Annotated in this window: 20 protein-coding genes; 16 read left to right on the forward strand and 4 right to left on the reverse strand. The window is 71.8% G+C overall.

What is annotated here, in order from left to right; all coding sequences use genetic code 11:
• Positions 1-42: 42 nt before the first annotated feature.
• A complete protein-coding gene (locus AB0B29_RS30460; RefSeq protein WP_362244750.1) occupies positions 43-630 on the reverse strand; it encodes a TetR/AcrR family transcriptional regulator in 588 nt (195 codons plus the stop codon).
• A gap of 115 nt (positions 631-745) precedes the next feature.
• On the opposite strand from AB0B29_RS30460, the gene AB0B29_RS30465 reads away from it, so the two are divergent.
• The 6 genes from AB0B29_RS30465 (at position 746) to gatB (ending at position 5294) form a co-directional block, all read left to right on the forward strand.
• A complete protein-coding gene (locus tag AB0B29_RS30465) occupies positions 746-1117 on the forward strand; it encodes a DUF4267 domain-containing protein (protein WP_362244752.1) in 372 nt (123 codons plus the stop codon).
• Positions 1118-1149: 32 nt separating this feature from the next.
• Positions 1150-1644, forward strand: coding sequence for a cupin domain-containing protein (locus AB0B29_RS30470; RefSeq protein WP_362244754.1), 495 nt, complete (start codon positions 1150-1152; stop codon positions 1642-1644).
• Positions 1645-1731: 87 nt separating this feature from the next.
• Positions 1732-2028, forward strand: a complete 297-nt coding sequence (gene gatC, locus AB0B29_RS30475) for an Asp-tRNA(Asn)/Glu-tRNA(Gln) amidotransferase subunit GatC (RefSeq protein ID WP_030851400.1) — start codon at positions 1732-1734, stop codon at positions 2026-2028.
• A 5-nt stretch (positions 2029-2033) separates the two neighbouring features.
• Positions 2034-3527 carry an Asp-tRNA(Asn)/Glu-tRNA(Gln) amidotransferase subunit GatA gene (gene gatA, locus AB0B29_RS30480; protein ID WP_362244756.1) on the forward strand — a complete coding sequence of 498 codons (1494 nt, stop codon included), beginning with the start codon at positions 2034-2036 and terminating at the stop codon, positions 3525-3527.
• On the forward strand, positions 3524-3763 hold the full coding sequence (locus tag AB0B29_RS30485) for a hypothetical protein (RefSeq protein ID WP_019329755.1): 240 nt from the start codon (positions 3524-3526) through the stop codon (positions 3761-3763). Before gatA ends, AB0B29_RS30485 begins: the two co-directional genes overlap by 4 nt.
• Positions 3764-3779: 16 nt before the next feature.
• Positions 3780-5294 (forward strand): Asp-tRNA(Asn)/Glu-tRNA(Gln) amidotransferase subunit GatB, encoded by a 1515-nt coding sequence (gene gatB / locus AB0B29_RS30490; RefSeq protein ID WP_362244758.1) that lies wholly within the window; start codon positions 3780-3782, stop codon positions 5292-5294.
• Between the two features lie 59 nt (positions 5295-5353).
• Here the strand turns inward: gatB and AB0B29_RS30495 are convergent, their stop codons facing one another.
• Positions 5354-6163, reverse strand: a complete 810-nt coding sequence (locus AB0B29_RS30495) for an SAM-dependent methyltransferase (RefSeq protein WP_362244760.1) — start codon at positions 6161-6163, stop codon at positions 5354-5356.
• Between the two features lie 193 nt (positions 6164-6356).
• Here AB0B29_RS30495 and AB0B29_RS30500 point away from each other — a divergent pair, with 193 nt between their 5' ends.
• The 7 genes from AB0B29_RS30500 (at position 6357) to AB0B29_RS30530 (ending at position 14199) form a co-directional block, all read left to right on the forward strand.
• On the forward strand, positions 6357-6770 hold the full coding sequence (locus AB0B29_RS30500; protein ID WP_362244762.1) for a hypothetical protein: 414 nt from the start codon (positions 6357-6359) through the stop codon (positions 6768-6770).
• Positions 6771-6930: 160 nt separating this feature from the next.
• On the forward strand, positions 6931-9177 hold the full coding sequence (locus tag AB0B29_RS30505) for an MMPL family transporter (protein WP_362244764.1): 2247 nt from the start codon (positions 6931-6933) through the stop codon (positions 9175-9177).
• A complete protein-coding gene (locus tag AB0B29_RS30510; RefSeq protein WP_362244766.1) occupies positions 9155-9727 on the forward strand; it encodes a GNAT family N-acetyltransferase in 573 nt (190 codons plus the stop codon). The genes AB0B29_RS30505 and AB0B29_RS30510 overlap by 23 nt, the downstream gene beginning before the upstream one ends.
• A 35-nt stretch (positions 9728-9762) precedes the next feature.
• Positions 9763-10338, forward strand: a complete 576-nt coding sequence (locus tag AB0B29_RS30515) for a hypothetical protein (RefSeq protein WP_362244768.1) — start codon at positions 9763-9765, stop codon at positions 10336-10338.
• 212 nt (positions 10339-10550) lie between these two features.
• Positions 10551-10736: a hypothetical protein gene (locus AB0B29_RS30520; protein WP_362244770.1), complete on the forward strand. Its 186-nt coding sequence runs from the start codon at positions 10551-10553 to the stop codon at positions 10734-10736.
• A gap of 161 nt (positions 10737-10897) precedes the next feature.
• Positions 10898-13936 carry a helix-turn-helix transcriptional regulator gene (locus AB0B29_RS30525; protein WP_362244772.1) on the forward strand — a complete coding sequence of 1013 codons (3039 nt, stop codon included), beginning with the start codon at positions 10898-10900 and terminating at the stop codon, positions 13934-13936.
• A gap of 59 nt (positions 13937-13995) precedes the next feature.
• The gene (locus AB0B29_RS30530) at positions 13996-14199 is read left to right on the forward strand and encodes a DUF6191 domain-containing protein (protein WP_436845918.1); all 204 of its coding nucleotides are present in this window, start codon (positions 13996-13998) and stop codon (positions 14197-14199) included.
• 119 nt (positions 14200-14318) lie between these two features.
• On the opposite strand, the gene AB0B29_RS30535 is transcribed toward AB0B29_RS30530, so the two are convergent.
• A complete protein-coding gene (locus AB0B29_RS30535; RefSeq protein WP_362244776.1) occupies positions 14319-15491 on the reverse strand; it encodes a PQQ-dependent sugar dehydrogenase in 1173 nt (390 codons plus the stop codon).
• Positions 15492-15616: 125 nt separating this feature from the next.
• Entirely contained in the window at positions 15617-16615 is a 999-nt protein-coding gene (locus AB0B29_RS30540; protein WP_362244778.1) for an aldo/keto reductase, read from the reverse strand.
• Positions 16616-16692: 77 nt separating this feature from the next.
• Between AB0B29_RS30540 and AB0B29_RS30545 the strand changes: the two genes are divergently transcribed.
• The 3 genes from AB0B29_RS30545 to AB0B29_RS30555 all read left to right on the forward strand — a co-directional run bounded on the left by AB0B29_RS30545 (position 16693) and on the right by AB0B29_RS30555 (position 23223).
• Positions 16693-17643: a 2-hydroxyacid dehydrogenase gene (locus AB0B29_RS30545; RefSeq protein ID WP_362244780.1), complete on the forward strand. Its 951-nt coding sequence runs from the start codon at positions 16693-16695 to the stop codon at positions 17641-17643.
• 496 nt (positions 17644-18139) lie between these two features.
• Positions 18140-21148: a putative bifunctional diguanylate cyclase/phosphodiesterase gene (locus AB0B29_RS30550; protein WP_362244781.1), complete on the forward strand. Its 3009-nt coding sequence runs from the start codon at positions 18140-18142 to the stop codon at positions 21146-21148.
• Positions 21149-21378: 230 nt separating this feature from the next.
• Positions 21379-23223 (forward strand): acetolactate synthase large subunit, encoded by a 1845-nt coding sequence (locus tag AB0B29_RS30555; RefSeq protein WP_362244783.1) that lies wholly within the window; start codon positions 21379-21381, stop codon positions 23221-23223.
• Positions 23224-23227 lie beyond the last annotated feature (4 nt).

The following is a 23227-nucleotide window of genomic DNA, read 5'->3' on the forward strand; positions in this document are numbered from 1 at the left end:
CTGGGGCACGGCGCCGCCGGCCGGTTCCCCTCGGGCGAGCGCTCAGCTCGTGCCGGACGGCACGAAGTGGCCGATGAACAGCCCCAGCCGTCGCTCGTGTGCCTCCTCGGGCAGTCGGCCACTGCGCATCAGGGTCACCAATCCGTGCAGCCCGGCCCAGTACGTCTCGGTCAGCGCTCCCAGGTCCTCACCCTCGGCCGCGATCGGCTGGACGGCCTGCAGCAGCTCGCCGAAGGCGTCCTGGAGGGCCGCGGGCGCCTCGGGAGTGGCGAAGGGCAGGTCCACGTCGAGCGTGAAGATCACGTCGTAGAGCGCGGGCCGCCGCCGGGCGAAGGCGGTGTAGGCGCGGCCCACCGCCGCCAGTGCGTCGCGAGCGCTCCCGGCCGCCGTGCGCGCCGCACGCAGCTCGCCGGCCAGGTCCGCGCACCCCTGCACGGCCACCGCCGCCATGATCGCGCCCTTGCCCTTGAAGTGGCTGTAGAGCACCGGCTGGCTGTACTCGATCTCGTCGGCGAGCCGGCGGGTGGTCACCGCGTCCCAGCCCTCCGCCTCCGCCAACTCCCGTGCGGCCGTCACGATCAGCCGCTCGCGTTCCGCTCGTTCGCGCTCCCGGCGCGTCTGGATCGTCATGAGAGAAATCCTAGCATCGCTAGCGTTCCTGCCGATGCTCTGTTAGCGTCACTCTTGTTCCTAGCGCTGCTAGAAAACGCGGCGGCAAGCCGCCTGCCGGAATTCGAGGAGAGTCATGACCATCACCGCGTACACCCTGGCTGTCGTGCTCAATGTGTTCTGCCTGTTCCTGGGCTACCGGTTCCTCTTCCAGCCCGGTCCAGCGGCCGCCGGCTACGGCGTCCCGGCAGACCCCGGCGGCGACGCCGGCGCCTACCTGACGATCAAGGGCCTGCGGGACGGCGCCCTCGGGCTGGTCGGTCTGGTGCTCCTCGCCTTCGCGGGAGCCGGGGCCGAGGCCTGGTTCATGCTCGCCGTGGCACTCATACCGCTCGGCGACACGGTGATCGTGCTGCGCCACGGCGGGACGAAGGCGGTGGCCTTCGGGATCCACTTCGCCACCGCGGTCGTCATCCTGATCAGCGCCGGACTGCTCTTCGCGGTCTGAACACGTCCCCCACGTGATCCGGAGGTCCTGAGATGTCGCTGTTCGTTCCGCGGTTCGACGAGTCCGTGATCGTCCGCGCCGCCGACGCCGAAGTCGTCGGCAGCGCCCCCGTCTCCGTGCGCCTGCTGGCCGACAGCAGTGCGACCGGCGGCGCCCTGTCCACCCAGCGCGTCACCCTCGTGTCGGGCGCCGACGGCGCCAGGCCGCACCTGCACGACAACTCGGCCGAGATGTTCTTCCTGCTCGACGGGGCCGCCGAGATCCTCTCCGGGGACGACATCGTCACCGCGGGCCCCGGCGACCTCGTCATCGTCCCGCCCGGCAGGCCGCACGCCTTCGCGGCGGTCCCCGGGGCCGACGCCGATCTGCTCATCGTCCTCACACCCGGCGTCGAGCGCTTCGAGTACTTCCGCCACCTGCGGCGCGTCGCACTCGGCGAGGTCACGCCCGAGAGCCTCCTCGAGGTGCAGGAGCTGTACGACAACCACTTCCTGAAGAGCGAGGCCTGGGAAAACCGCCGCCACTGACGGACGGGCGAAACCGTTTCACGGGCACGGCCCCGCGCCCCATAGGATTGGGCCACACCACATTCACTCACCCCAGAGGATCGCTGCATGCCTGGCATCACGCGCGAGGAGGTCGCCCACCTCGCCCGGCTGGCGCGTCTGGAGCTGAAGCCCGAAGAGCTCGAGCACTTCGCGGGACAGCTGGACGACATCATCGGCGCGGTCGCACGCGTCAGCGAGGTCGCCGACCAAGACGTACCGCCGACCTCGCACCCGCTCCCGCTGACGAACGTCATGCGCAAGGACGAGGTCCGTCCGTCGCTCACCCCCGAGCAGGCGCTCTCCGGCGCCCCGGCCCAGGAGCAGCAGCGTTTCAAGGTGCCGCAGATCCTGGGGGAGGACTAACAGCCATGACGGACATCATCAAGCTCACGGCCGCCGAGACCGCCGCGAAGATCGCCTCCGGCGAGCTCACCGCGGTGCAGGTCACCGAGGCCCACCTCGCCCGCATCGAGGCCGTCGACGAGAAGGTGCACGCCTTCCTGCACGTCGACCGCGAGGGCGCCCTCGCCCAGGCCCGTGCCGTCGACGAGAAGCGCGAGCGGGGCGAGAAGCTCGGCCCGCTGGCCGGCGTGCCCCTCGCGCTGAAGGACATCTTCACCACCGAGGGCGTGCCCACGACGGTCGGCTCGAAGATCCTCGAGGGCTGGATCCCGCCGTACGACGCGACCGTCACCCAGCGCCTGAAGGCCGCCGACGTCGTCATCCTCGGCAAGACCAACATGGACGAGTTCGCCATGGGGTCCTCCACCGAGAACAGCGCCTACGGCCCCACCGGCAACCCCTGGGACCTCACCAAGATCCCCGGCGGCTCCGGAGGCGGTTCGTCCGCCGCGCTCGCCTCCTTCCAGGCCCCGCTGGCCATCGGCACCGACACCGGCGGCTCCATCCGGCAGCCGGCCGCCGTCACCGGCACGGTGGGTGTGAAGCCGACGTACGGGGCGGTCTCCCGCTACGGCATGGTCGCCTTCTCCTCCTCCCTCGACCAGGGCGGCCCCTGCGCCCGCACGGTCCTGGACGCCGCCCTGCTGCACGAGGTCATCGCCGGGCACGACCCGCTGGACTCGACCTCCATCGACGAGCCCGTCCCCGCGGTCGTCGAGGCCGCCCGCAACGGCAGCGTCGAGGGCATGCGCGTCGGCGTCGTCAAGCAGTTCCGCGGCGAGGGCTACCAGGCCGGTGTCATCCAGCGGTTCGACGAGTCGGTCGCGCTGCTCAAGGAGCTGGGCGCCGAGATCGTAGAGCTGGACTGCCCGTCCTTCGACCTGGCGCTGTCGGCGTACTACCTGATCGCGCCCTCGGAGTGCTCCTCGAACCTCGCCCGCTTCGACGGCCTGCGCTACGGCCTGCGCACCGGCGACGACGGCACCAACTCCGCCGAGGCGGTCACCTCGCTCACCCGCGAGGCCGGCTTCGGCCCCGAGGTCAAGCGCCGCATCATGCTCGGCACGTACGCCCTGTCGAGTGGCTACTACGACGCCTACTACGGCAGCGCCCAGAAGGTCCGCACGCTCATCAAGCAGGACTTCGACAGGGCGTTCGAGCAGGTCGACGTGATCGTCTCCCCGACGACCCCGACCACCGCCTTCGCGATCGGCGAGCGCGCCGACGACCCGATGGCGATGTACCTCGCCGACCTGTGCACCATCCCGACCAACCTGGCGGGCAACGCGGCCATGTCGCTGCCGTGCGGCCTCGCCCCGGAGGACAACCTCCCGGTCGGCCTGCAGATCATCGCCCCCGTCATGAAGGACGACCGCCTGTACAAGGTGGGTGCCGCCGTCGAGGCCGCCTTCGTGGAAAAGTGGGGCCACCCGCTGATCGAGGAGGCTCCGTCGCTGTGAGCGCACTGTCCAAGGCCAAGGGCTTCAAGAAGTCCAAGTCCGGTCTGTACGTGTCGATGGCCACGTCGGCGTTCGGCGCCGTCGGTGTCTACAAGCAGATCAAGAAGGCCCGCGGAGACAACGACACGCTGCGGCTGCTCGACGCGGTCGTGACCGGAGCCGCCGTCGTCACCAACCTGGCCATTCTCTACCGCGAGCTGAAGCGGCTGGGCGACGACGACGTCCTGCTGGGCTGAGAGGGAAGTACTCACCGTGACCACCACGACCGACCTGGTGTCGTACGAGGACGCACTCGCGTCGTACGACCCCGTCATGGGCCTTGAGGTCCATGTCGAACTCGGCACCAAGACCAAGATGTTCTGCGGCTGTTCGACCGCCCTCGGCCAGGACGCCAACACGCAGACCTGCCCGGTCTGCCTCGGCCTGCCCGGCGCGCTCCCGGTCGTCAACGCGACCGGCGTCGAGTCCGCCATCAAGATCGGCCTCGCGCTCAACTGCGAGATCGCCGAGTGGTGCCGCTTCGCCCGGAAGAACTACTTCTATCCGGACATGCCGAAGAACTTCCAGACCTCCCAGTACGACGAGCCCATCGCCTTCAACGGCTACCTCGACGTGCAGCTGGAGGACGGCGAGACCTTCCGCGTGGAGATCGAGCGCGCCCACATGGAGGAGGACACCGGCAAGTCGACCCACGTCGGCGGTGCCACCGGCCGCATCCACGGCGCCTCGCACTCGCTGCTGGACTACAACCGCGCCGGCATCCCCCTCATCGAGATCGTCACCAAGCCGATCGAGGGCGCCGGCGAGCGTGCCCCCGAGGTCGCCCGGGCCTACGTCCGTGAGCTGCGCGAGCTCATCAAGGCGCTCGGCGTCTCCGAGGCCCGCATGGAGATGGGCCAGATGCGCTGCGACGTGAACCTGTCGCTGCGCCCGCACGGCACCGAGAAGTTCGGCACCCGCTCGGAGACGAAGAACGTCAACTCGCTGCGGTCCGTCGAGCGCGCGGCCCGCTTCGAGATCCAGCGGCACGCGGCCGTGCTGTCCTCCGGCGGCACGATCATCCAGGAGACCCGGCACTTCCACGAGGACACGGGGTCGACGACCTCGGGCCGCGTGAAGGAGGAGGCCGAGGACTACCGGTACTTCCCGGAGCCCGACCTCGTCCCGGTCGCCCCGTCCCGCGAGTGGGTCGAGGAGATCCGGGCCGGGCTGCCCGAGCTGCCGCTGGTGCGCCGCAACCGGCTCCGCGAGGAGTGGGGCGTCACGGCCACCGACATGCAGGCCATCCTCAACGCCGGTGCGCTGGAGCCCATCGTCGCCACGATCGAGGCCGGGGCCGACGCCGCCTCCGCCCGCAAGTGGTGGATGGGCGAGCTGGCCCGCAGCGCCAACGAGTCGGGCAAGGCGCTCGACGAGCTGGCGATCACGCCGGCGCAGGTGGCCCGGGTCACCGAGCTCGTCGCGAAGGGCGACCTGAACGACAAGCTGGCCCGGCAGGTCATCGAGGGCGTCCTCGCGGGGGAGGGCACCCCGGACGAGGTCGTCGACAAGCGCGGGCTGAAGGTCGTCTCCGACGAGGGCGCGCTCACCACCGCCGTCGAGGAGGCCATCGCCGGCAACCCGGGCGTCGCGGACAAGATCCGCGGCGGCAAGGTGGCCGCGGCCGGTGCCCTGGTGGGCGCGGTCATGAAGGCGACCCGCGGCCAGGCCGACGCGGCCCGGGTGAAGGAACTGATCCTTCAGAAGCTGGGCGTCAGCGAGGGCTGAGCACCGCACGTGTGAACCCCAGGGGGATGCACCGAGCCCGGTGCATCCCCCTCGGGCGTCTACGAGCGGCGGCCGACGACCCGGGTGAAGCCCAGGACGTGCTCCACGTCGGCGTGCATCAGCTCGACCGACCAGCGGGCCATGTCGGCCATGAACTCGCTCGTGCTCTCCTCGGCGCACACCTCGCTCCACAGCAGCCAGTCGCGCCAGCCGTCGTCGAGCCAGTCGGCCGTCTCGACCTCGACGGCCCCGCTGCGGGCCCACAGCCGCCGCCACCAGGCGGGGGAGTGGAACGCCCAGAAGCCGGGGTCCTTCTCCCAGTACTTCTTCAGGTGCGCCGGCGGCTCGTCGCCCTCCGGCTCCTCCCGCAGCGCCGGCATCACGACCCCGATCCGCCCGCCCGGCTTGAGCAACCGGGTCAGGGTGGGCAGGTAGAGGTCGTTCGTGCCGAAGTACTGGTACGCGTCGATGCTCACGATCGCGTCGAAGGTGCCCTCCCCGAACGGCAGGTCGTGCGCCTCGGCGAACACGGGCAGCACCCGGTCGGCGACCCCCGCCTCGGCGATGCGCCCGGCGTTCTCGTCGGGCTTGATCCACAGGTCGGCGGCGACGACCTGGGCGTCGTACTCCCTGGCGAGGAAGATCGACGTCATGGCACGGCCGCAGCCCAGGTCGAGCACCCGGGAGCCGGGGCTCAGGGTGTCGAGCCCCAGAGCGGGGGCCAGCCACTCCAGCAGCCACAGCGCGTGCGGGCCCATCTGGTTGTCGATGGTCCAGCGGGCGTCGTAGCCGTTGCTGCGCGGGTAGCCGGGGTGGCTCACACGGTCAGCGAGGGGGTCGTTCGAGGTCCGGGAAGTGATGTCCGGCATCGGTGAACGGGCTCCTTGAGTCCTTGAGGAAGAAAGGGGATGCGGAGGAGCTCGGTCGGACCGTCAAACAATGCACCTGCTTCGGCCGGGCGGCGGGAGGCCGCGGACGTTTCCTCGGGACCGAGGGACGCTAACAGGCGGCCCGGCGACCCCGCACCCGGTTTTCCCCAGGCGGCGCGCTACCGTCTCGGCCATGAGTGGACGTTCTGATTCCGACATCGATCCGGAGATAGCGGACCCGGAGGCGGTCGCCGGGCAGGACGAGACGGACCACCCGCCGCAGCCCGACCGCCCGCCGGAGGCCGACGACCCGACGGACGGCGACGACCCGGTGGACGGTGCGGAGCTGCCGGAAGACGAGAACGACGCGCGCCGAGCCCGCTGGACCGCGACGGGCACCGGCGCCGCACTGACCCTGGCCGGTCTCGCCGCGGCGCTGCTCCGCCTCGCCCGCTCCGCCCCGGCACTCGTCCCGGCCGCCTACGCCGGCGGGGCCGCCGTATGCGCTGCCGCCGCCGTGCTGGGCTCCCGCGGCCGCACCCGGCGCGCCTTGTGGCTGCTGATCGCGGGCGTGATGGTGATGGCGCTGGGGGATCAGTCCGACTGAGCCCGGCCGCTGTGAATAACCCCACGAAACCGACAAATGATCTCGTTGGTTTGTAAGAGTGGCAGCGCATTGCTCATGCGTTCTTTGCTGGCCGTTCAGTTCGTGTACGTGACTGTTCCCGGTCAAAGATCCACACACGGCAACTCCGGGAGCACGTTTCGTGGCAGCCCTCGCCCGCTGGTGTGTCCAGCGCCGTCTGCTCAGCGTCCTGCTGTGGCTCCTCGCGTTCGCGGGGGTCGCCGCGGGCGCCGCCGTCGCAGGCACCACGTACTCCAACGACTACCAGGTCCCCGGCACCGAGTCGGGCCGCGCCACCGAGCTGCTGCACGAGGGCTTCCCGCAGCTCGGCGGTGACGGCGACTCCGTCGTCTGGCACACCACATCCGGCAGCGTCCGCGCCGCCGACGTCGAGCAGACGATGACCCGCACCCTGGACCGGATCGAGAACCTCCCCGGCGTGGCCTCGGTCACCAGTCCCTACGGCGGGCCGGGCACGGGCCGCATCAGCGAGGACGGCCGCACGGCGTACGCCTCGGTCGTCTTCGACGACCCGGTCGAGGACATCACCAAGGGCGAGGCGCAGGCCGTCGTCGACACCGCGAAGAGCGCCGAGAGCGACGGGCTCCAGGTGGAGCTGGGCGGCAGCGCCGTCGCGCTCACGGAGTCCTCCGGCGGGCACGTCGCCGAGATCGTCGGCGTGATCGTCGCCGCGGTGGTGCTGTTCCTCGCCTTCGGCTCGCTCGCCGCGTCCCTGCTGCCCATCGCCACCGCTCTGGTCGGTGTCGGCACCGCCTACGCCGGGATCGTGCTGCTCGGGCACGCCATGACCGTCGCCGACTTCGCCCCCATGCTGGGCATGCTCGTCGGACTCGGCGTCGGCATCGACTACGCGCTGTTCATCGTCACCCGGCACCGGCGCGGGCTCAAGCGCGGGCTGTCCGTCACCGAGGCCGCCACGAACGCCGTCGCGACCACCGGACGGGCGGTCGTCTTCGCGGGTGCCACCGTTTGCATCGCCCTGCTGGGCATGCTGATCCTCCGGCTGAGCTTCCTCAACGGCGTCGCCGTCGCGGCGAGCCTCACCGTGATCCTCACCGTCGCCGCCTCCGTGACCCTGCTGCCCGCCCTGCTCTCCTTCATCGGCATGCGCGCCCTCAGCCGCCGCGAGCGTCGCCGCCTCGCGGAGCACGGCCCGGAACCCGAGGTGCCCACCGGCTTCGCGGCCCGCTGGGCGGCCTTCGTGGAGCGCCACCCCAAGATGCTCGGCGCGGTCGCCCTGGTGGTCATGGCCGTCCTCGCCCTGCCCACCTTCTCCCTGCACCTGGGCACCTCCGACCAGGGCAACGGCCCGAAGACGGCCACCACCCGCCAGGCCTACGACTTCCTGGCCGACGGCTTCGGCCCGGGCGTGAACGGCCCGCTCACCCTCGTCACGAAGGTCGACGGCGCCGACGACAAGCTCGCCCTGGACAACCTCGACGCCACCCTCCGCGCCACCGACGGAGTCGCCTCGGTGACCCCGGTGACCTTCGACTCCGGCGGAAGGGCCGCGTACCTCACCGTCGTACCGGAGTCCTCCCCGCAGTCGAAGCAGACCAGCGACCTCGTCGACCGGCTGCGCGAGGAGGTGCTGCCGCGCGCCGAGTCGGGCACCACGCTCGATGTCCAGGTGGGCGGCATGACGGCCGGCTACGACGACTTCGCCGACGTCATCGTCTCCAAGCTGCCCGTCTTCGTCGGGGTCGTGATAGGCCTCGGCTGTCTGCTGCTCCTGCTCGCCTTCCGGTCGATCGGGATACCGCTGAAGGCCGCCGCGATGAACGTCGCCGCCGTGGCCTCCGCCTTCGGGGTGGTGGTCGCGATCTTCCAGTGGGGCTGGGGCAGCGAACTGCTCGGCCTCGGCAGCGCGGGGCCCATCGAACCCTTCCTGCCCGTGATCATGGTGTCGGTGCTCTTCGGCCTCTCCATGGACTACCAGGTCTTCCTGGTCAGCCGGATGTACGAGGAGTGGCTGGAGACCGGGGACAACCGGCGGGCGGTGCGCGTCGGCCTCGCCGAGACCAGCCGGGTGATCAACTCGGCCGCCGTCATCATGATCTCCGTCTTCCTCGCCTTCGTGCTCAGCGGCGACCGTGTGATCGCCATGTTCGGCATCGCCCTGGCCGCCGCCGTCGCCCTGGACGCCTTCGTCCTGCGCACGCTGCTCGTCCCGGCCCTGATGCACCTGCTCGGCGGGGCCAACTGGTGGCTGCCGCGCTGGCTGGACAAGCGCATGCCGCGCATCAGCATCGAACCGCCCGAGAGCCGGGCCGCCCATGAGAGGCTGGCCGCCGCGACGGACGCCGAGGTGGCGGACGTCCTGGCCACGGAGGAGCGGCAGCGGGATGTACGCGATATCCCTGGGTGACGACGCCGAGCTGAGGCCCCTGGAACCCTGGCACGCCGGGGAGTTCCTGGCGCATCTGGAGCGCGGGCGGGAGTTCATCGGGCAGTACATCCCGTTCGGGACGACCGAGACGGACCTGTCCTCGGCCCGCGCGAAGCTCCAGCGCTACGCCGACATGCGCGCCGCCGACACCGGCTCCCTGCACGGCCTGTGGCTGGAGGGGACCCTGGTGGGCGGGGTGCTGTTCCTGAACTTCGACGCGGCCACCGGCACCTGCGAGGTCGGCTGCTGGCTGGAGCCCGCCGCGACGGGCCGGGGCCTGGTCACGCGCGCGATGCGGGTCCTCATCGACTGGGCCGTCGAACAGCGCGGCATCCACCGCGTCGAATGGGTCGCCGCGTCACTCAATCAGCCCAGTCTGAACGTGGCGCGCCGACTCGGGATGACCCGCGACGGTGTCCGACGCGAGGCCCACCCCTATGGTGGCGTACGGCACGATCTCGAAGTCTGGTCCGTGCTGGCGCCCGAGTGGCGGGCCGCACGCGCGCGTGCGGCTCACAACGATCATTAAGAGACTTCTCAGACAGCGACCCTACGGTGCGAGACATGGCAACGAACGCAGTGGACGAGACCGAGGCCACCAAGGCCACGACCGATGAGAAGGCGGTGGACACCACCACGTCCGACGAGGTGCCCCGGACCGAGGTCACGACCGCGGCCGACGACGCGCCGGCCGAGGGCCACAGCCCCTCCGCGGCCGACGACGCGCCGGCCAAGGAGGAGAGCCCGTCCGGCGTCGGCCAGGGCGCCGCCGCCGTGGTCTCCGCCGCGCTGGGCGTCGTCTCGCTCACCGGCAGCTGGATCGGCACCGTCGCCTCCGCGCGCCAGAACCTCGTCGGTCAGCTGGAGACCGCGCAGAACGCGGGCGTGGCCCAGCAGATCCAGGCGGTCTACGGCGACGCCTGGCAGACCACCGCCCTGTGGGGCGGCCTGTTCGCGCTGATCGCGCTGGTCGTCGGCGCCGTGACGCTGGCCCGGCCCGCGTTCGGCACGCCGGGCAGGGTCCAGGCCCCCTGGATCAAGTCCGTCGCCTGGGCGGGAGTCGCGCTCGGCGTCATCGGCCTGTTCCTGGCCGTCCTCAAGTACACCGGCATCCTGCTCGGCCTGCCGTCCGCGAGCTGAGCGCCCGCGAGCTGCAAGTCCGCAGGTCCTGAGGGGCCTCAGGCGATTCCGTGAGCACCTTACGGAGTCCCTGAGGCCCCTCAGCCGCGTCTAAGGCACCGTGCGCCGCCGAAGATGCGGAACTCTCCCGATGTGGGGGCCCCGCCTGGGAGACGAGAGTGAGGTCATCGCGGAGAACCCTCCGCGACCGGCCTCTCCTCGAAGGACACACCGTGTACGAATACGAGCTCCAGCAGATGCGCACCACCGACCTCATCCGCCGGGCCGACCACGCCCGTCTGGTCCGCGAGGCCGCCCGGGCCCGCCGCGCGGCCCGCCACGAAGAGGGAGGGGGCTCCGCCGAACACGAGAGCCATAGCCGCCGCTTCCGCCGGCTCCGGTCCACCCGGACGGCGTGAACACCGGGGCGAGATCGGCCGCCGCCGGGGCCACCGGGACGAAACCCGCGGCCGCCGCTGTCGCAGTCCGGGGAGCAGCGGCCGTCGTTCGCAGTGGAACGGCGGCCGCCGCACCGGCCGTTCGACGGAAAACCGGTGCCACACCGCCGGATCCGCATGCGATGCTCGGGCCTGTGGAGACCAGGTCCGTCAGTCCCGTGTTCGTCGGCCGTGCCGAGGAACTGGGCACCCTGTACGACGCCCTCGCACGCGCCTGCGAGGGCGAGCCGCAGGCGCTGCTCATCGGCGGGGAGGCCGGGATCGGCAAGACCCGCCTCGTCGAGGAGTTCGCTGCCGCCGCCCGCCGCCGCGGGGCGGTGGTCGCACTCGGCGGGTGCGTGGAGATCGGCGCCGACGGGCTGCCCTTCGCCCCCTTCTCCACCGCGCTGCGCGCCCTGCGCCGCGACCTCCCCGGCGAGCTGGCCACGGCTTCCGCCGGCCAGGAGGAGGAGCTGGCCCGGCTGCTGCCCGAGCTGGGCGAGTCGCGGGCCGGGCGGCACGACGAGGAGGGCATGGCCCGCCTCTTCGAGCTCACCGCACGCCTGCTGGAGCGCGTCGCAGCCGAGCACACCGTCGTCCTCGCCCTGGAGGACCTGCACTGGGCCGACGCCTCCACCCGGCATCTGCTCTCCTACCTCGTCCGTACCCTGCGCACCGGCCGCCTCGTCGTCCTCGCGACCTACCGCTCCGACGACATCCACCGCCGCCACCCGCTCAGGCCGCTGCTCGCCGAACTCGACCGGCTCCGCACGATCCGCCGCCTCGAACTCGCCCGCTTCAACCGCGACGAGGTGGGCCGCCAGGTCGCCGGCATCCTCGCCCACGAACCCGAAGCCGACCAGGTCGACGCGATCTTCAAGCGTTCCGACGGCAACGCCTTCTTCGTCGAGGAACTCGCCGTGGCCGCCCACGAGGGCTGCCGTACGGGGCTGACCGACTCCCTGCGCGACCTGCTGCTCGTCCGTGTGGAAGGGCTGCCGGAGTCCGCGCAGCAGGTCGCCCGGATCGTCGCCGAGGGCGGCTCCACCGTCGAGTACCGGCTGCTGGCCGCCGTCGCCCGCCTCGCCGAGGACGATCTCATCGAGGCCCTGAGGGCCGCCGTGAACGCGAGCATCCTCGCCCCCGCACCCGGCGGCGACGGCTACCGCTTCCGCCACTCCCTGGTCCGCGAGGCCGTCAGCGACGACCTGCTCCCCGGCGAACGCTCCCGCCTCAACCGCCGCTACGCCGAAGCCCTCGAGACCGACCCCTCCCTCGTCCCCGCCGACCAGCGGGCGACCCGCCTGGCCAGCTACTGGTACCACGCCCACGACGCCGCCAAGGCCCTGCCCGCCGTCCTCGAAGCCTCCGTCGAGGCCCGCCGCCGCCACGCCTACTCCGAGCAACTCCGGCTCCTGGAGAGGGCGATGGAACTGTGGGACTCCGCTCCCGAGGCCGTACGCGGCGCCCTGCGCCCCGTCGACTACACCGAGGTCTATCCCCCCTGCGGCTGCGACCCCGCCACCACCGCCCTGCGCCACCTGGACCTGCTGGCCGAGGCGGCCGTGGCGGGACGGCTCTGCGGGGAGCGCGAACGCGCCCTGAAGATCACCAAGCGGGCCCTGCGCCTCCTGGAGGAAGAGGACGACCCCCTTCGCACAGCCTGGTTCTGGATCCAGCGCTCCCGGCTGGTCCAGCGGCTGGCCCGGGGCGACGGCTGGCAGGAGATCGCCACCGCGCAGGAACTGGTCCGCGGACTGCCGCCGTCCGAGGTGCACGCCGAGGTACTGGCCACGGCCGCCCACTGGTCGATGCTGCGCGAGCCCGGCGCGGAGGCCCTGACGGCCGCCGAGCGGGCCGTCGAGTACGCGCGCATGGTGGGCGCCGACGAGATCGAGTCCAACGCCCGCCTCACCCTCGGCGGGCTCATGGTCGAGGCCGGGCAGATCGAAGCCGGGCTGGCCCACATGTACGAGGTCCGGGACGAAGTGGTGGCCCGGGGTCTCGCGGTCGTCGTGGGCCGCAGCCATGTGAACCTGCCCTCCACGCTGGAGGGCATCGGGCGCTCCGAGGAGGCCGTGGCCATCCTGCGTGAAGGCCTGGGGCTCACCCGCAGGATGGGACTGACCGAGTCCGAGGGCTGGGTCCACGGCAACCTCGCCGAGTCGCTCATCTCCCTCGGCCGCTGGGACGAGGCGGCCGAGGCGGCCGTCAGCGCCCAGCGGCTGGGGCAGACGGCCGGGCCGTACGGGTCGGGCGCCAACAGCCAGGCGTTCCTCGCCCTGGCCCGCGGTGAAGTGTCCGACGCGGCCCGCCACCTCGCCGAGGCACGCGCCTCCTACGGCCCGCACGACCCGATGCCGCAGCACGACCTGCCCATCTCCTGCCTCACCGTCGCCGTCGCCGCAGCCGAGGGCCGCCTGGCCGACGCACGCGCCGAACTGGCCCGCACCCTCGCCTCCGGCTTCCCGCTCGGCACCCAGCGCTACGCCTGGCCGCTGCTGCTCGAGGCGGCCACCGCCGAGGCCGACGCCAGGGCACTGCCCGCCGCCCGCGACGGTCGTGAGCAGATCCTGGACGCGATCTTCTCCGCCGTCAGGCGCCTCACCACCCACGCCCCCGTCTGGTTCGCCCACGAGCGGTGGGTCCGCGCCGAACTCCGTCGCGCCGAGGGCCGGAGCGACCCGGACACCTGGTCGGACGTCGTCACCGCCTTCGAACCCCTGGACCGGCCCTACGACCTCGCCCGTGTCCGGTACCGCCTGGCCGAGTCCCTGCTGGCGGGCGAAGGCGAGAACGAGCGCGACCGTGCCACGGAACTGCTGCGGCTCGCCCACACCGTCGCCCGCCACCTCGGCGCCCGGCCGCTCGAGGACGCCGCCACCGCGCTCGCCCGGCGCGCCCGCCTCCCGCTCGCACCCGCCACGGAACCCGGCCACGCCGACCCCGCCGACGCCCTCGGCCTCACCAGCCGGGAACGGGACGTCCTGCGCCTGGTCGCCGCGGGTCACACCAACCGCCGCATAGCGGAGGAGCTGTTCATCTCGCCGAAGACCGCGAGCGTGCACGTTTCGAACATCCTGGGCAAGCTCGGCGTCTCCGGGCGGGGCGAGGCGGCGGCGGTGGCGCACCGGCTGGGGCTGTTCCCGGCCGAACTGGTCATGCCCGGTACCGCAGGCTGAGGCATACGCTGTGAAGAGGGCGCGGACTCCGCGGCCGCAGGGAGGTTCAGTTGTTCAACGTGTTCGAGGAACTCTTCTCGCCCGGCCGCAAACACACCCGCGACGAGCAGAACCGCCTGGAACTGACCCGTGAGGACGTCGGGGACGGCGATCCCGGACGCGGACCGATAGACCTCGCGTCCGGGAAGGTCGTCGTACGCCCGCCGCAGGAGCACGAGGGCGACTCGGACGGCGAGGAGGACGCGAACGGCGAGAGTGAGTAGCCCCCTCGCTCCCGGGCCGGGTCCGCCACCCGGTCATCGCCGTCGAGCCCGGGACCGGGCTGCTGGAATGGTTCGACGGCGCGGCGGCGGCCGGGGCAACCCGCCGGCGGTTCCCGGGGCTACTTCACCCGCAGTTCCAGGATCCGGTCGTCGCCGTCCTCGGGGCTGCCGCGGCCGTCCGTGTTGCTGGTGACGAGCCAGAGCCTGTCGCCGCCCGCCGCTACGACCGTGCGCAGCCGCCCGTACTCGCCCTCCAGGAACGCCTGTGGCTCCGCGGAGGCCGCCGTGCCGTTCAACGGGATGCGCCACAGTCGCTTGCCGCGCAGGCCCGCCATCCAGATCGACCCCTCGGCGTGCGCGATACCGCTGGGGGAGGCCTCGGCCGTGGTCCACTGCTCGACCGGGTTGCGGAAGCGCTTGTCGTCGGAGCGGCCCTCCGCCTCCGGCCAGCCGTAGTTGCCGCCCGGCTTGATCGCGTTCAGCTCGTCCCAGGTGTCCTGCCCGAACTCCGAGGCGAACAGCCGCTGCTTGCCGTCCCAGGCCAGGCCCTGCACATTGCGGTGGCCGTAGGAGTACACCGGCGAGTCGGGGAACGGATTGCCCGGCGCCGGCTCGCCCTCCGGGGTCAGACGCAGGATCTTGCCGCCCACGGAGTCCTTGTCCTGGGACAGGCCCGTGTCGCCGCTCTCGCCGGTACCCACGTACAGCATCCTGTCCGGTCCGAACGCGATACGCCCGCCGTTGTGGATGAAGCCCTTGGGGATGCCCTTGAAGACCGTGTCGGGAGCGCCGAGCTGCTCGCCGGAGGGCTTGCGCCCGTCGTAGATCATGCGCACGATGCGGTTGTCGGACGCCGAAGTGAAGTACGCGTAGACCATGCGGTCCGAGGCGTAGTCGGGGGACAGGGCGATCCCCAGGAGGCCGCCCTCGCCGGCCGCCGAGACCCCCGGCACCTCGCCCAGTTCGGTCTTCTTGCCGGTCTTCTCGTCCACCCGGACGATCGTCCCCTCGTCCCGGGACGCGACGAGCAGACCGCCGCCCGGCAGCGGGGCGAGCCCCCAGGGGGAGTCCAGGCCCCCGGCGACGGTGCGCACCACCTTCACGGAGCCCTGCGCGGGAGGCGTCTCCTCGGCGGCCTGCCGCGGCGGCGCGGACGATCCCGGTGCCGTACGGCTCGGGGAGGCACTGTCGTCCTTGCCGGACGGGCCTCCTTCGTCGGAGGAGCAACCGGCCGTCAGCAGGAGCACGGCGGCGGCCAGCACGGCCGGGACGGCTCGACGTTGCACGATCATGGTCCCTTCGACGGGGCAGGTCCTTCTCCCTGTCATACACCGCCGGCGGCTCCGGGGTTCCCGATCTCGCAACGCCATAGCGGGAACACGGCGTTTGCCCGAAACGCGCCGGGCGCAGACCGTCCTCAGTCCCACGATCCCTGGGCCGGCGGCAGCGCGGCTATCTCCCTGAGGTCGTCCGGGGTCAGGCGCACATCCGTCGCCGCCGTGTTCTCCGTGACCCAGCGCTCCTGCTTCGCGCCGGGGACCGGAACCACGTGCGGGCCCTGGGCCAGCACCCACGCGAGGGCGACCTGGGCGGCCGTGACACCCGTGCCGTGCCGGCGGGCCACGCGGCGCAGGCCCGCGACGAACGGCTGGTTCGCGGCCATCATCTCGGCCGTGAAGCGGGGGTGCCGGGCACGCGGGTCGTCCGCCTCGAAGCCCGCGCCGGGGCGCAGCCTGCCGGTCAGGAAGCCGCTGCCCAACGGCATCGCGGCCAGGAAGCCGACGCCCCGCGTCCGGCACCACGGCAGCAGGGCCTCCAGCGCCTCCGGCGACCACACCGACAGCTCCGCCTCCACTGCGCTCACCGGGAAGACCTGCTGCACCCGCTCCAGCTGCCGAATCGTTCCGTCGTGCATCCGCGCCCCGGCACGGCGACCGGCCCGCGCGCCCACCGCGCACAGGCCCAACGCCCGTACCTTTCCGGCCTGGACGAGCTCCGCCATCGCGCCCCAGGTCTCCTCGACCGGCACCTCGGGATCGGCCCGGTGCAGCTGGTAGAGGTCGATGACGTCCGTCTGCAGCCGCCGCAGCGACGCGTCGCAGGCCCGCTTCACATACCCGGGGCGGCCGTTGGCGACGATGTGCTGGTCGCCGACCAGCAGCCCGACCTTCGTCGACACGAACGCGTCGGACCGCCGCTCCTTCAACGCCCGGCCCACCAGCAGCTCGTTGGTGAAGGGGCCGTACATGTCGGCGGTGTCCAGCAGGGACGCCCCCAGGTCGAGCGCCCGGTGCACCGCCCTGAGCGACTCGTCGCCCCGCCGCCGCGACGCACTGTAGGCCCAGCTCATCGGCATGCACCCGAGTCCGACGGCCCCCACCGCGAGCGCCGCCGCGCCGATCGTCCTGCGCTCCACCTGGTCGTGACCCTCCCTGTTCGAGCCACCCCAACCTAACCTCTGCCGTCACACGCTCCTGACATAGCCTCCAGAGCATGACTGCTGACGTGTGGCTGCCCATCCCGCCGGACGAGATCGACGGACTCCCCGAGGGTCCGGCCTACCGTTTCTGGAACGGCGAAGAGGACTTCCCCGCGGACCCGGCCGACTGCGCCTTCTACGTCGTCCCCTACATGAAGCCCAGCCCGCTGTGCGTACGTCCCATGGGGCGGATGAGCAACATCCGGGTCGTGCAGACCCTCTCCGCCGGGATCGACCACGTGGAGCCGGCGCTCGGGCAGCTGCCCGCGGGTGTGCGGCTGTGCAATGCGCGAGGAGTGCACGAGGCCAGCACCGGCGAGCTCACCCTCGCACTGATCCTGGCCTCGCTGCGCGGGATCCCCGACTTCGTCCGCGCGCAGGACCGGGGGGAGTGGCTCGGAGGGTTCCGGCCGGCACTCGCCGACAGGAACGTCCTCATCGTGGGATACGGCTCCATCGGCGAGGCCATCGAGGACCGGCTCGTTCCGTTCGAGGTGGCGCGGGTGGCGCGCGTCGCGCGCTCCGCGCGCACCACGGCGCGCGGTCCGGTGCATCCGCTCACCGACCTTCCCGCGCTGCTGCCGGAGGCGGACGTCGTGATCCTGTCCACCCCGCTCACCGAGGCCACCCGTGGCCTGGCCGGAGCGGATTTCCTCTCCCGGATGAAGGACGGCGCGCTCCTGGTGAACGTCGCCCGCGGCCCCGTCGTCGACACCAAGGCCCTGCTCGCCGAGCTGGAGACCGGCCGCATCACCGCCGCCCTCGATGTCACCGACCCGGAGCCGCTGGCGCGCGAACACCCCCTGTGGCGTGCGCCGGGGGTACTCATCAGCCCCCACGTCGGCGGCCCCACCTCCGCGTTCCTTCCGCGCGCCAAGCGGCTCCTGGTGGACCAGTTGAACCGTTATGTGAACCGGGAGCCGCTCCGCAACGTGATCCTCACGACGGGTGCATCAACCGACTGAGAGACCTTCGGGTACCGTCCGCAATCCCCCGGGTGCGGTGGGTACTCATATATCTGTTGATCGTCACGGAGCGTAGAGAACCTATGTCCCTGAGTGACGAGACTGGTGTATCGTCCCGACAGGGGCTGCGCCGGGGACCAATCGGCGCCGGGGACGGACACTTCGGACTGTGAGGGGGGCGACAGGCGATGCACGGCCTTTGGACGAGCGATCCGACGGGGCGGGGCTGCCGGCGGCGACCCTGGCGGGCGGCCGCGAGCAGATGCGGTCAGCACGCCGATCACGTCGGCCACCACACCCACCACACCGCACACCACACGGATCACGGCCATCCTCACCGCAGGTCCAGCGGATCCGGCAGGCCCGGCGGATCCGGCAGGTCCGGCAGGTCCGGCGGTTCTGGCAGGTCCGGCGGTTCCGGCAGGAGCGGGAGGCATGCCCGGCCGGTCCACCGGGGCCCGCGGGACCCGGGAGCCGCGCTCGCCGGGAGGACCCGGTGAGCGCGCCCCCCACCCCCACGCTGGACGGAGCGCTGCGGGCACAGCCTCCGTCCACGGGCGCGCCGCTGCCCCGCACCCCGGTCACCCGCCGCCGGCCGGGCCTGGCCCTCCAACTCGCCCTCGCCCTGGCCTGCGCGGGATACGCCGTCGGCGCCGCGTTCGGCTGGGGTTCCTACGAAGTGGCCCTCTTCATGGGCGACTTCGGGCTGAGCGCCGCGGCCGGCACCGCCGCCGTCTCGTGCCTCCTCTACGCCCGCAGCCGCCGCACCCGCTTTCGACCCGCCTGGCTGCTGTTCAGCCTCTCCTCGGCCATGGCGTCCCTGGGCAACCTCGTCTGGGGATGGTACGAGGTGGTCCTGGGCCTGCCCGTGCCCAGTCCCAGCTACGCCGACCTTTTCTTCCTCTGCTTCGCGCCGCCCGCGATCGTCGGACTGCTCGTGCTCGCCAAACGGCCGGTGAGCAAGGCGGGCTGGGTCTGCCTCGGGCTGGACGCCTGGCTCATCGGCGGCTCGCTGCTGACGCTGGCCTGGAGCCTCGCCCTCGCCCAGGCCGCGAAATCGGAAGGGCCCGGCGTGGCGCACATCGCGCTGTCGCTGGCGTACCCGTTGCTCGACATCGCCCTGGTGAGCATGGTCCTCGCCCTGCACTTCAGGCGCTCGGCGGTGAACCGCTCCGCCGTGAACACCGCCATCGGCGCCCTCGCCCTGACCGTGATGTGCGACGCCCTGTTCACCTCACCGCTCATGCACCACGACTACCGCTCCGGACAGCTGCTCGACGCCGGCTGGTTCGCCGGCTCGCTGCTCCTGGCGTACGCCCCGTGGGCGGGGTCGCGCGCGGAGTGCGACCGGCACGGCTCCGAGCGGCACGGCGCCGGGCACACCCGCGTGGTGCACGAGCACGTGCCGGGGCAGCGCGGCGGCACCCACCACCAGGCGCCCCTGCCCGGCGCCGAGCACAGCCGGTATCCGGCCGCCCGGCCCATCTCCGGCTCCCTCGCCGCCCTCACGCCGTATCTCGCGGCCGCCGTGTGCACGTTGGGGATCCTCTACAACGTCCTCAACGGCCGCAGCGTCGACCGCGTGGTCCTGCTCACCGGCGGCACGGTGGTCCTCGCGCTCGTCGTGCGCCAGGGCATCATGCTGCTCGACAACATCACCCTCACCCAGGAACTGGCACAGAAGGAGAACCACTTCCGCTCCCTGGTGCAGGGCTCCAGCGACGTCATCATGATCGCCGCACCCAGTGGCGTCCTGAGGTACGTCTCCCCGGCAGCCGCCGGTGTGTACGGCCGCCCGGCGGAGGAGCTGGTGGGCACGGAACTGGCCAACCTCATCCACCCCGAGGACCTGGGCTGCGTCGTGCACGAGGTGCGCCGGTTCCTCGCGGCCCACCCGGTCGAGGAACCCACCACGCGCATCGAGTGCCGCTTCCGCTCGGGTGACGGCGGCTGGCTGAACGTCGAGTCGACCATCAACCGTCATCACGGCGGCCTCATCTTCAACAGCCGTGACGTGACCGAAAGGGTGCGTCTGCAGGCCCAGTTGCAGCACAACGCCGAGCACGACCCGCTCACGGACCTGCCCAACCGCGCCCTGTTCACCAAGCGCGTCCAGCACGCCCTCTCGGGCCGCCGCGCCTCCGACCGGGGTGTGGCTCTGCGGAACACGGCCGTGCTGTTCATCGATCTCGACGGCTTCAAGGCCGTCAACGACACCATCGGACACCAGGCCGGGGACGAGCTGCTGGTCCAGGCCGCCCGCAGGCTCCAGGACTCCGTCCGGCACGGCGACACCGCGTCCCGGCTCGGCGGAGACGAGTTCGCCGCCCTGATCGCCGGGGACAACACCCGCGACCGGGACGCCCGCGAGCGGCACATACTGGAGCTCGCCGACCGGCTCAGGACGACGCTGTCCCAGCCCTACCTCATCGACGGCAACGATGTCCGTGTCAACGCCTCCATCGGCGTGGCCTTCGCCGAAGCCGGCCTCGGCGCCGGCGAACTGCTGCGCAACGCCGACCTGGCCATGTACCGGGCCAAGGCCGGCGGCAAGGGCCGCGTCGAGCTGTACAAGCCACAGATGCAGCAGGACGTCGTCCGCAAGGCCGAGCTCGCCACCCGACTGCGGGCCGCGCTGCACGACGGGGAGTTCGCCCTGCTGCACCAGCCGGTGGTGTCCCTGGGGGACGGCCGGATCTCGTCGGTGTCCGCACAGGCACGCTGGCGCTCCTCGCAGGGGGTGCTCTTCACCCCGGCGGAGTTCCTGCGCGTGGCGGAGGACGGCGACAGGACCGCCGAGCTGGGCCGGTGGATGATCGAGGAGGCCGTCGAGCAGGCCGCCGAGCGGCACGCGACCGGGCTGTCCGTGCCGGTCGTCGTGCGGATGAGCGCCCGCCGGCTGCTGGACCGGTCGATGCCGCTCGGCTCGATCGAGGCGCTGCTCACACGGCACGGGCTGCCGCCGGGGTCGCTGATCATCGAGCTGTCGGACGCCGACCCGAGGGTCTCGCTGGACGAGCTGGAGCGGCGTCTGGGCGCTCTGCGACGGGTCGGCGTACGGATCGCGCTCGACGGCTTCGGCAGCGGCTACGCGGCGATCACCGCCCTTCGGCGGCTCCCCGTCGACGTGCTGAAGCTCGACCGCGGTCTGGTCGAGGGCGTCGTCGAGTCCGCGCGTCTGCACAAGATCACCAGCGGGCTGCTGCGCATCGCGGGCGACCTCGGGCTGAAGTCCGTCGCCGAGGGGGTGGATCTGCCCGAGCAGGTCACCGCCCTGCGCGCGATGGGCTGCACGCACGGGCAGGGCATGGCGTTCTCCGGGCCGCTCGACGAGTACCGGCTGCGCCGGGCGCTCGCCGCAGGCCGCTATCCGGTGCCGAACGGGCCGTCCGAACCCGCGTTCGCGGGCGGCGCTCCGCGGGTGTACAGCTCGGGCGTGTCCGCCGTCATCGGAGGAGGCGCGACACTGCGCTCACATAATGAGACTCCCGTCCCACCCACTTGACAGTGAGTGCGTGCCGGGGAGAGGGTCAGTGCCATGCGCACCCGAATTCTCGTACTTGGACAGCGCGTCGGCTGACGCTGAGCCTCGACCGCTCAGCGACCCCACCCGGCGCGCTCCCCTCGCTTGCCTTATGGCACGAGGGGTTTTTTGTTGCACAGGCGCCTATCGTGCAACTGCCGAAGACCGTACAAACCTCGCAAAAACCCTCAGCATCTGAGAAGAGAATGCCGATGACCGAGCAGGCCACCGGGGCCAACCACCCGCAGCCCCGGCCCCGATCCGGAGGACACTCCGCCCCCGAGCAGGTGACGGGCGCGCAGTCCCTCATCCGCTCTCTCGAGGAGGTCGGCGCCGACACGGTATTCGGCATTCCCGGCGGTGCGATCCTCCCGGCCTACGACCCGCTGATGGACTCGACCCGGGTGCGCCACGTCCTGGTCCGCCACGAGCAGGGCGCGGGTCACGCCGCCACCGGCTACGCCCAGGCCACCGGCAAGGTCGGCGTCTGCATGGCCACCTCCGGCCCCGGCGCCACCAACCTGGTCACCCCGATCGCCGACGCGCACATGGACTCCGTGCCGCTGGTGGCGATCACCGGCCAGGTGGCGTCGAAGGCGATCGGCACGGACGCCTTCCAGGAGGCGGACATCGTCGGCATCACCATGCCGATCACCAAGCACAACTTCCTCGTCACCAAGGCCGAGGACATCCCGCGGATCATCGCCCAGGCGTTCCACATCGCCTCCACGGGCCGCCCCGGCCCGGTCCTGGTCGACATCGCCAAGGACGCCCTCCAGGCGAAGACCACCTTCTCCTGGCCGCCCGCCATGGACCTTCCCGGCTACCGCCCGGTGACCAAGCCGCACGCCAAGCAGATCCGCGAGGCCGCCAAGCTGATCACCCAGGCCAAGCGGCCCGTGCTGTACGTCGGCGGCGGCGTGCTCAAGGCCAAGGCCACCGCCGAGCTGAAGGTCCTCGCCGAGCTCACCGGTGCCCCCGTCACCACCACGCTGATGGCGCTGGGGGCGTTCCCCGACAAGCACCCGCAGCACCTGGGCATGCCCGGTATGCACGGCTCGGTCGCCGCCGTCACCGGACTGCAGAAGGCCGACCTGATCGTCGCCCTCGGCGCCCGCTTCGACGACCGCGTCACCGGCAAGCTGGACAGCTTCGCCCCGCTCGCCAAGATCGTCCACGCGGACATCGACCCGGCCGAGATCGGCAAGAACCGCGCGGCCGACGTGCCGATCGTCGGTGACGCCCGCGAGGTCATCGCCGACCTGATCCAGGCCGTCCAGAAGGAGCACGGCGAGGGCCACCAGGGCGACTACAGCGCGTGGTGGAACGACCTGAACCGCTGGCGCGACACCTACCCGCTCGGCTACGACCAGCCCGGCGACGGCTCGCTCTCCCCGCAGCAGGTCATCGAGCGCATCGGGCAGCTCGCCCCCGAGGGCACGATCTTCGCGGCGGGCGTCGGCCAGCACCAGATGTGGTCCGCCCACTTCATCGAGTACGACAAGCCGGGCACCTGGCTCAACTCCGGCGGCGCCGGGACGATGGGCTACGCCGTCCCGGCCGCCATGGGCGCGAAGGCCGGAGCGCCCGAGCGGGCCGTCTGGGCCATCGACGGCGACGGCTGCTTCCAGATGACCAACCAGGAACTGACCACCTGCGCCCTGAACAACATCCCGATCAAGGTCGCCGTCATCAACAACGGCGCCCTCGGGATGGTCCGCCAGTGGCAGACCCTCTTCTACAACCAGCGGTACTCCAACACGGTCCTGCACTCGGGTCCGGACGACGTCAACCCCGAGGCCCGCGGCACCCGCGTCCCCGACTTCGTCAAGCTGTCGGAGGCCATGGGCTGCTACGCCATCCGCTGCGAGTCCCCGGACGACCTCGACAAGGTCATCGAAGAGGCGAACTCCATCAACGACCGCCCCGTCGTCGTCGACTTCATCGTCCACGAGGACGCGATGGTGTGGCCGATGGTCGCCGCCGGCACCTCCAACGACGAGATCATGGCCGCCCGGGACGTCCGCCCCGACTTCGGCGACAACGAAGACGACTGAGCGA

The organism is Streptomyces tibetensis (assembly GCF_040647715.1).
Classification (GTDB): domain Bacteria; phylum Actinomycetota; class Actinomycetes; order Streptomycetales; family Streptomycetaceae; genus Streptomyces; species Streptomyces tibetensis_A.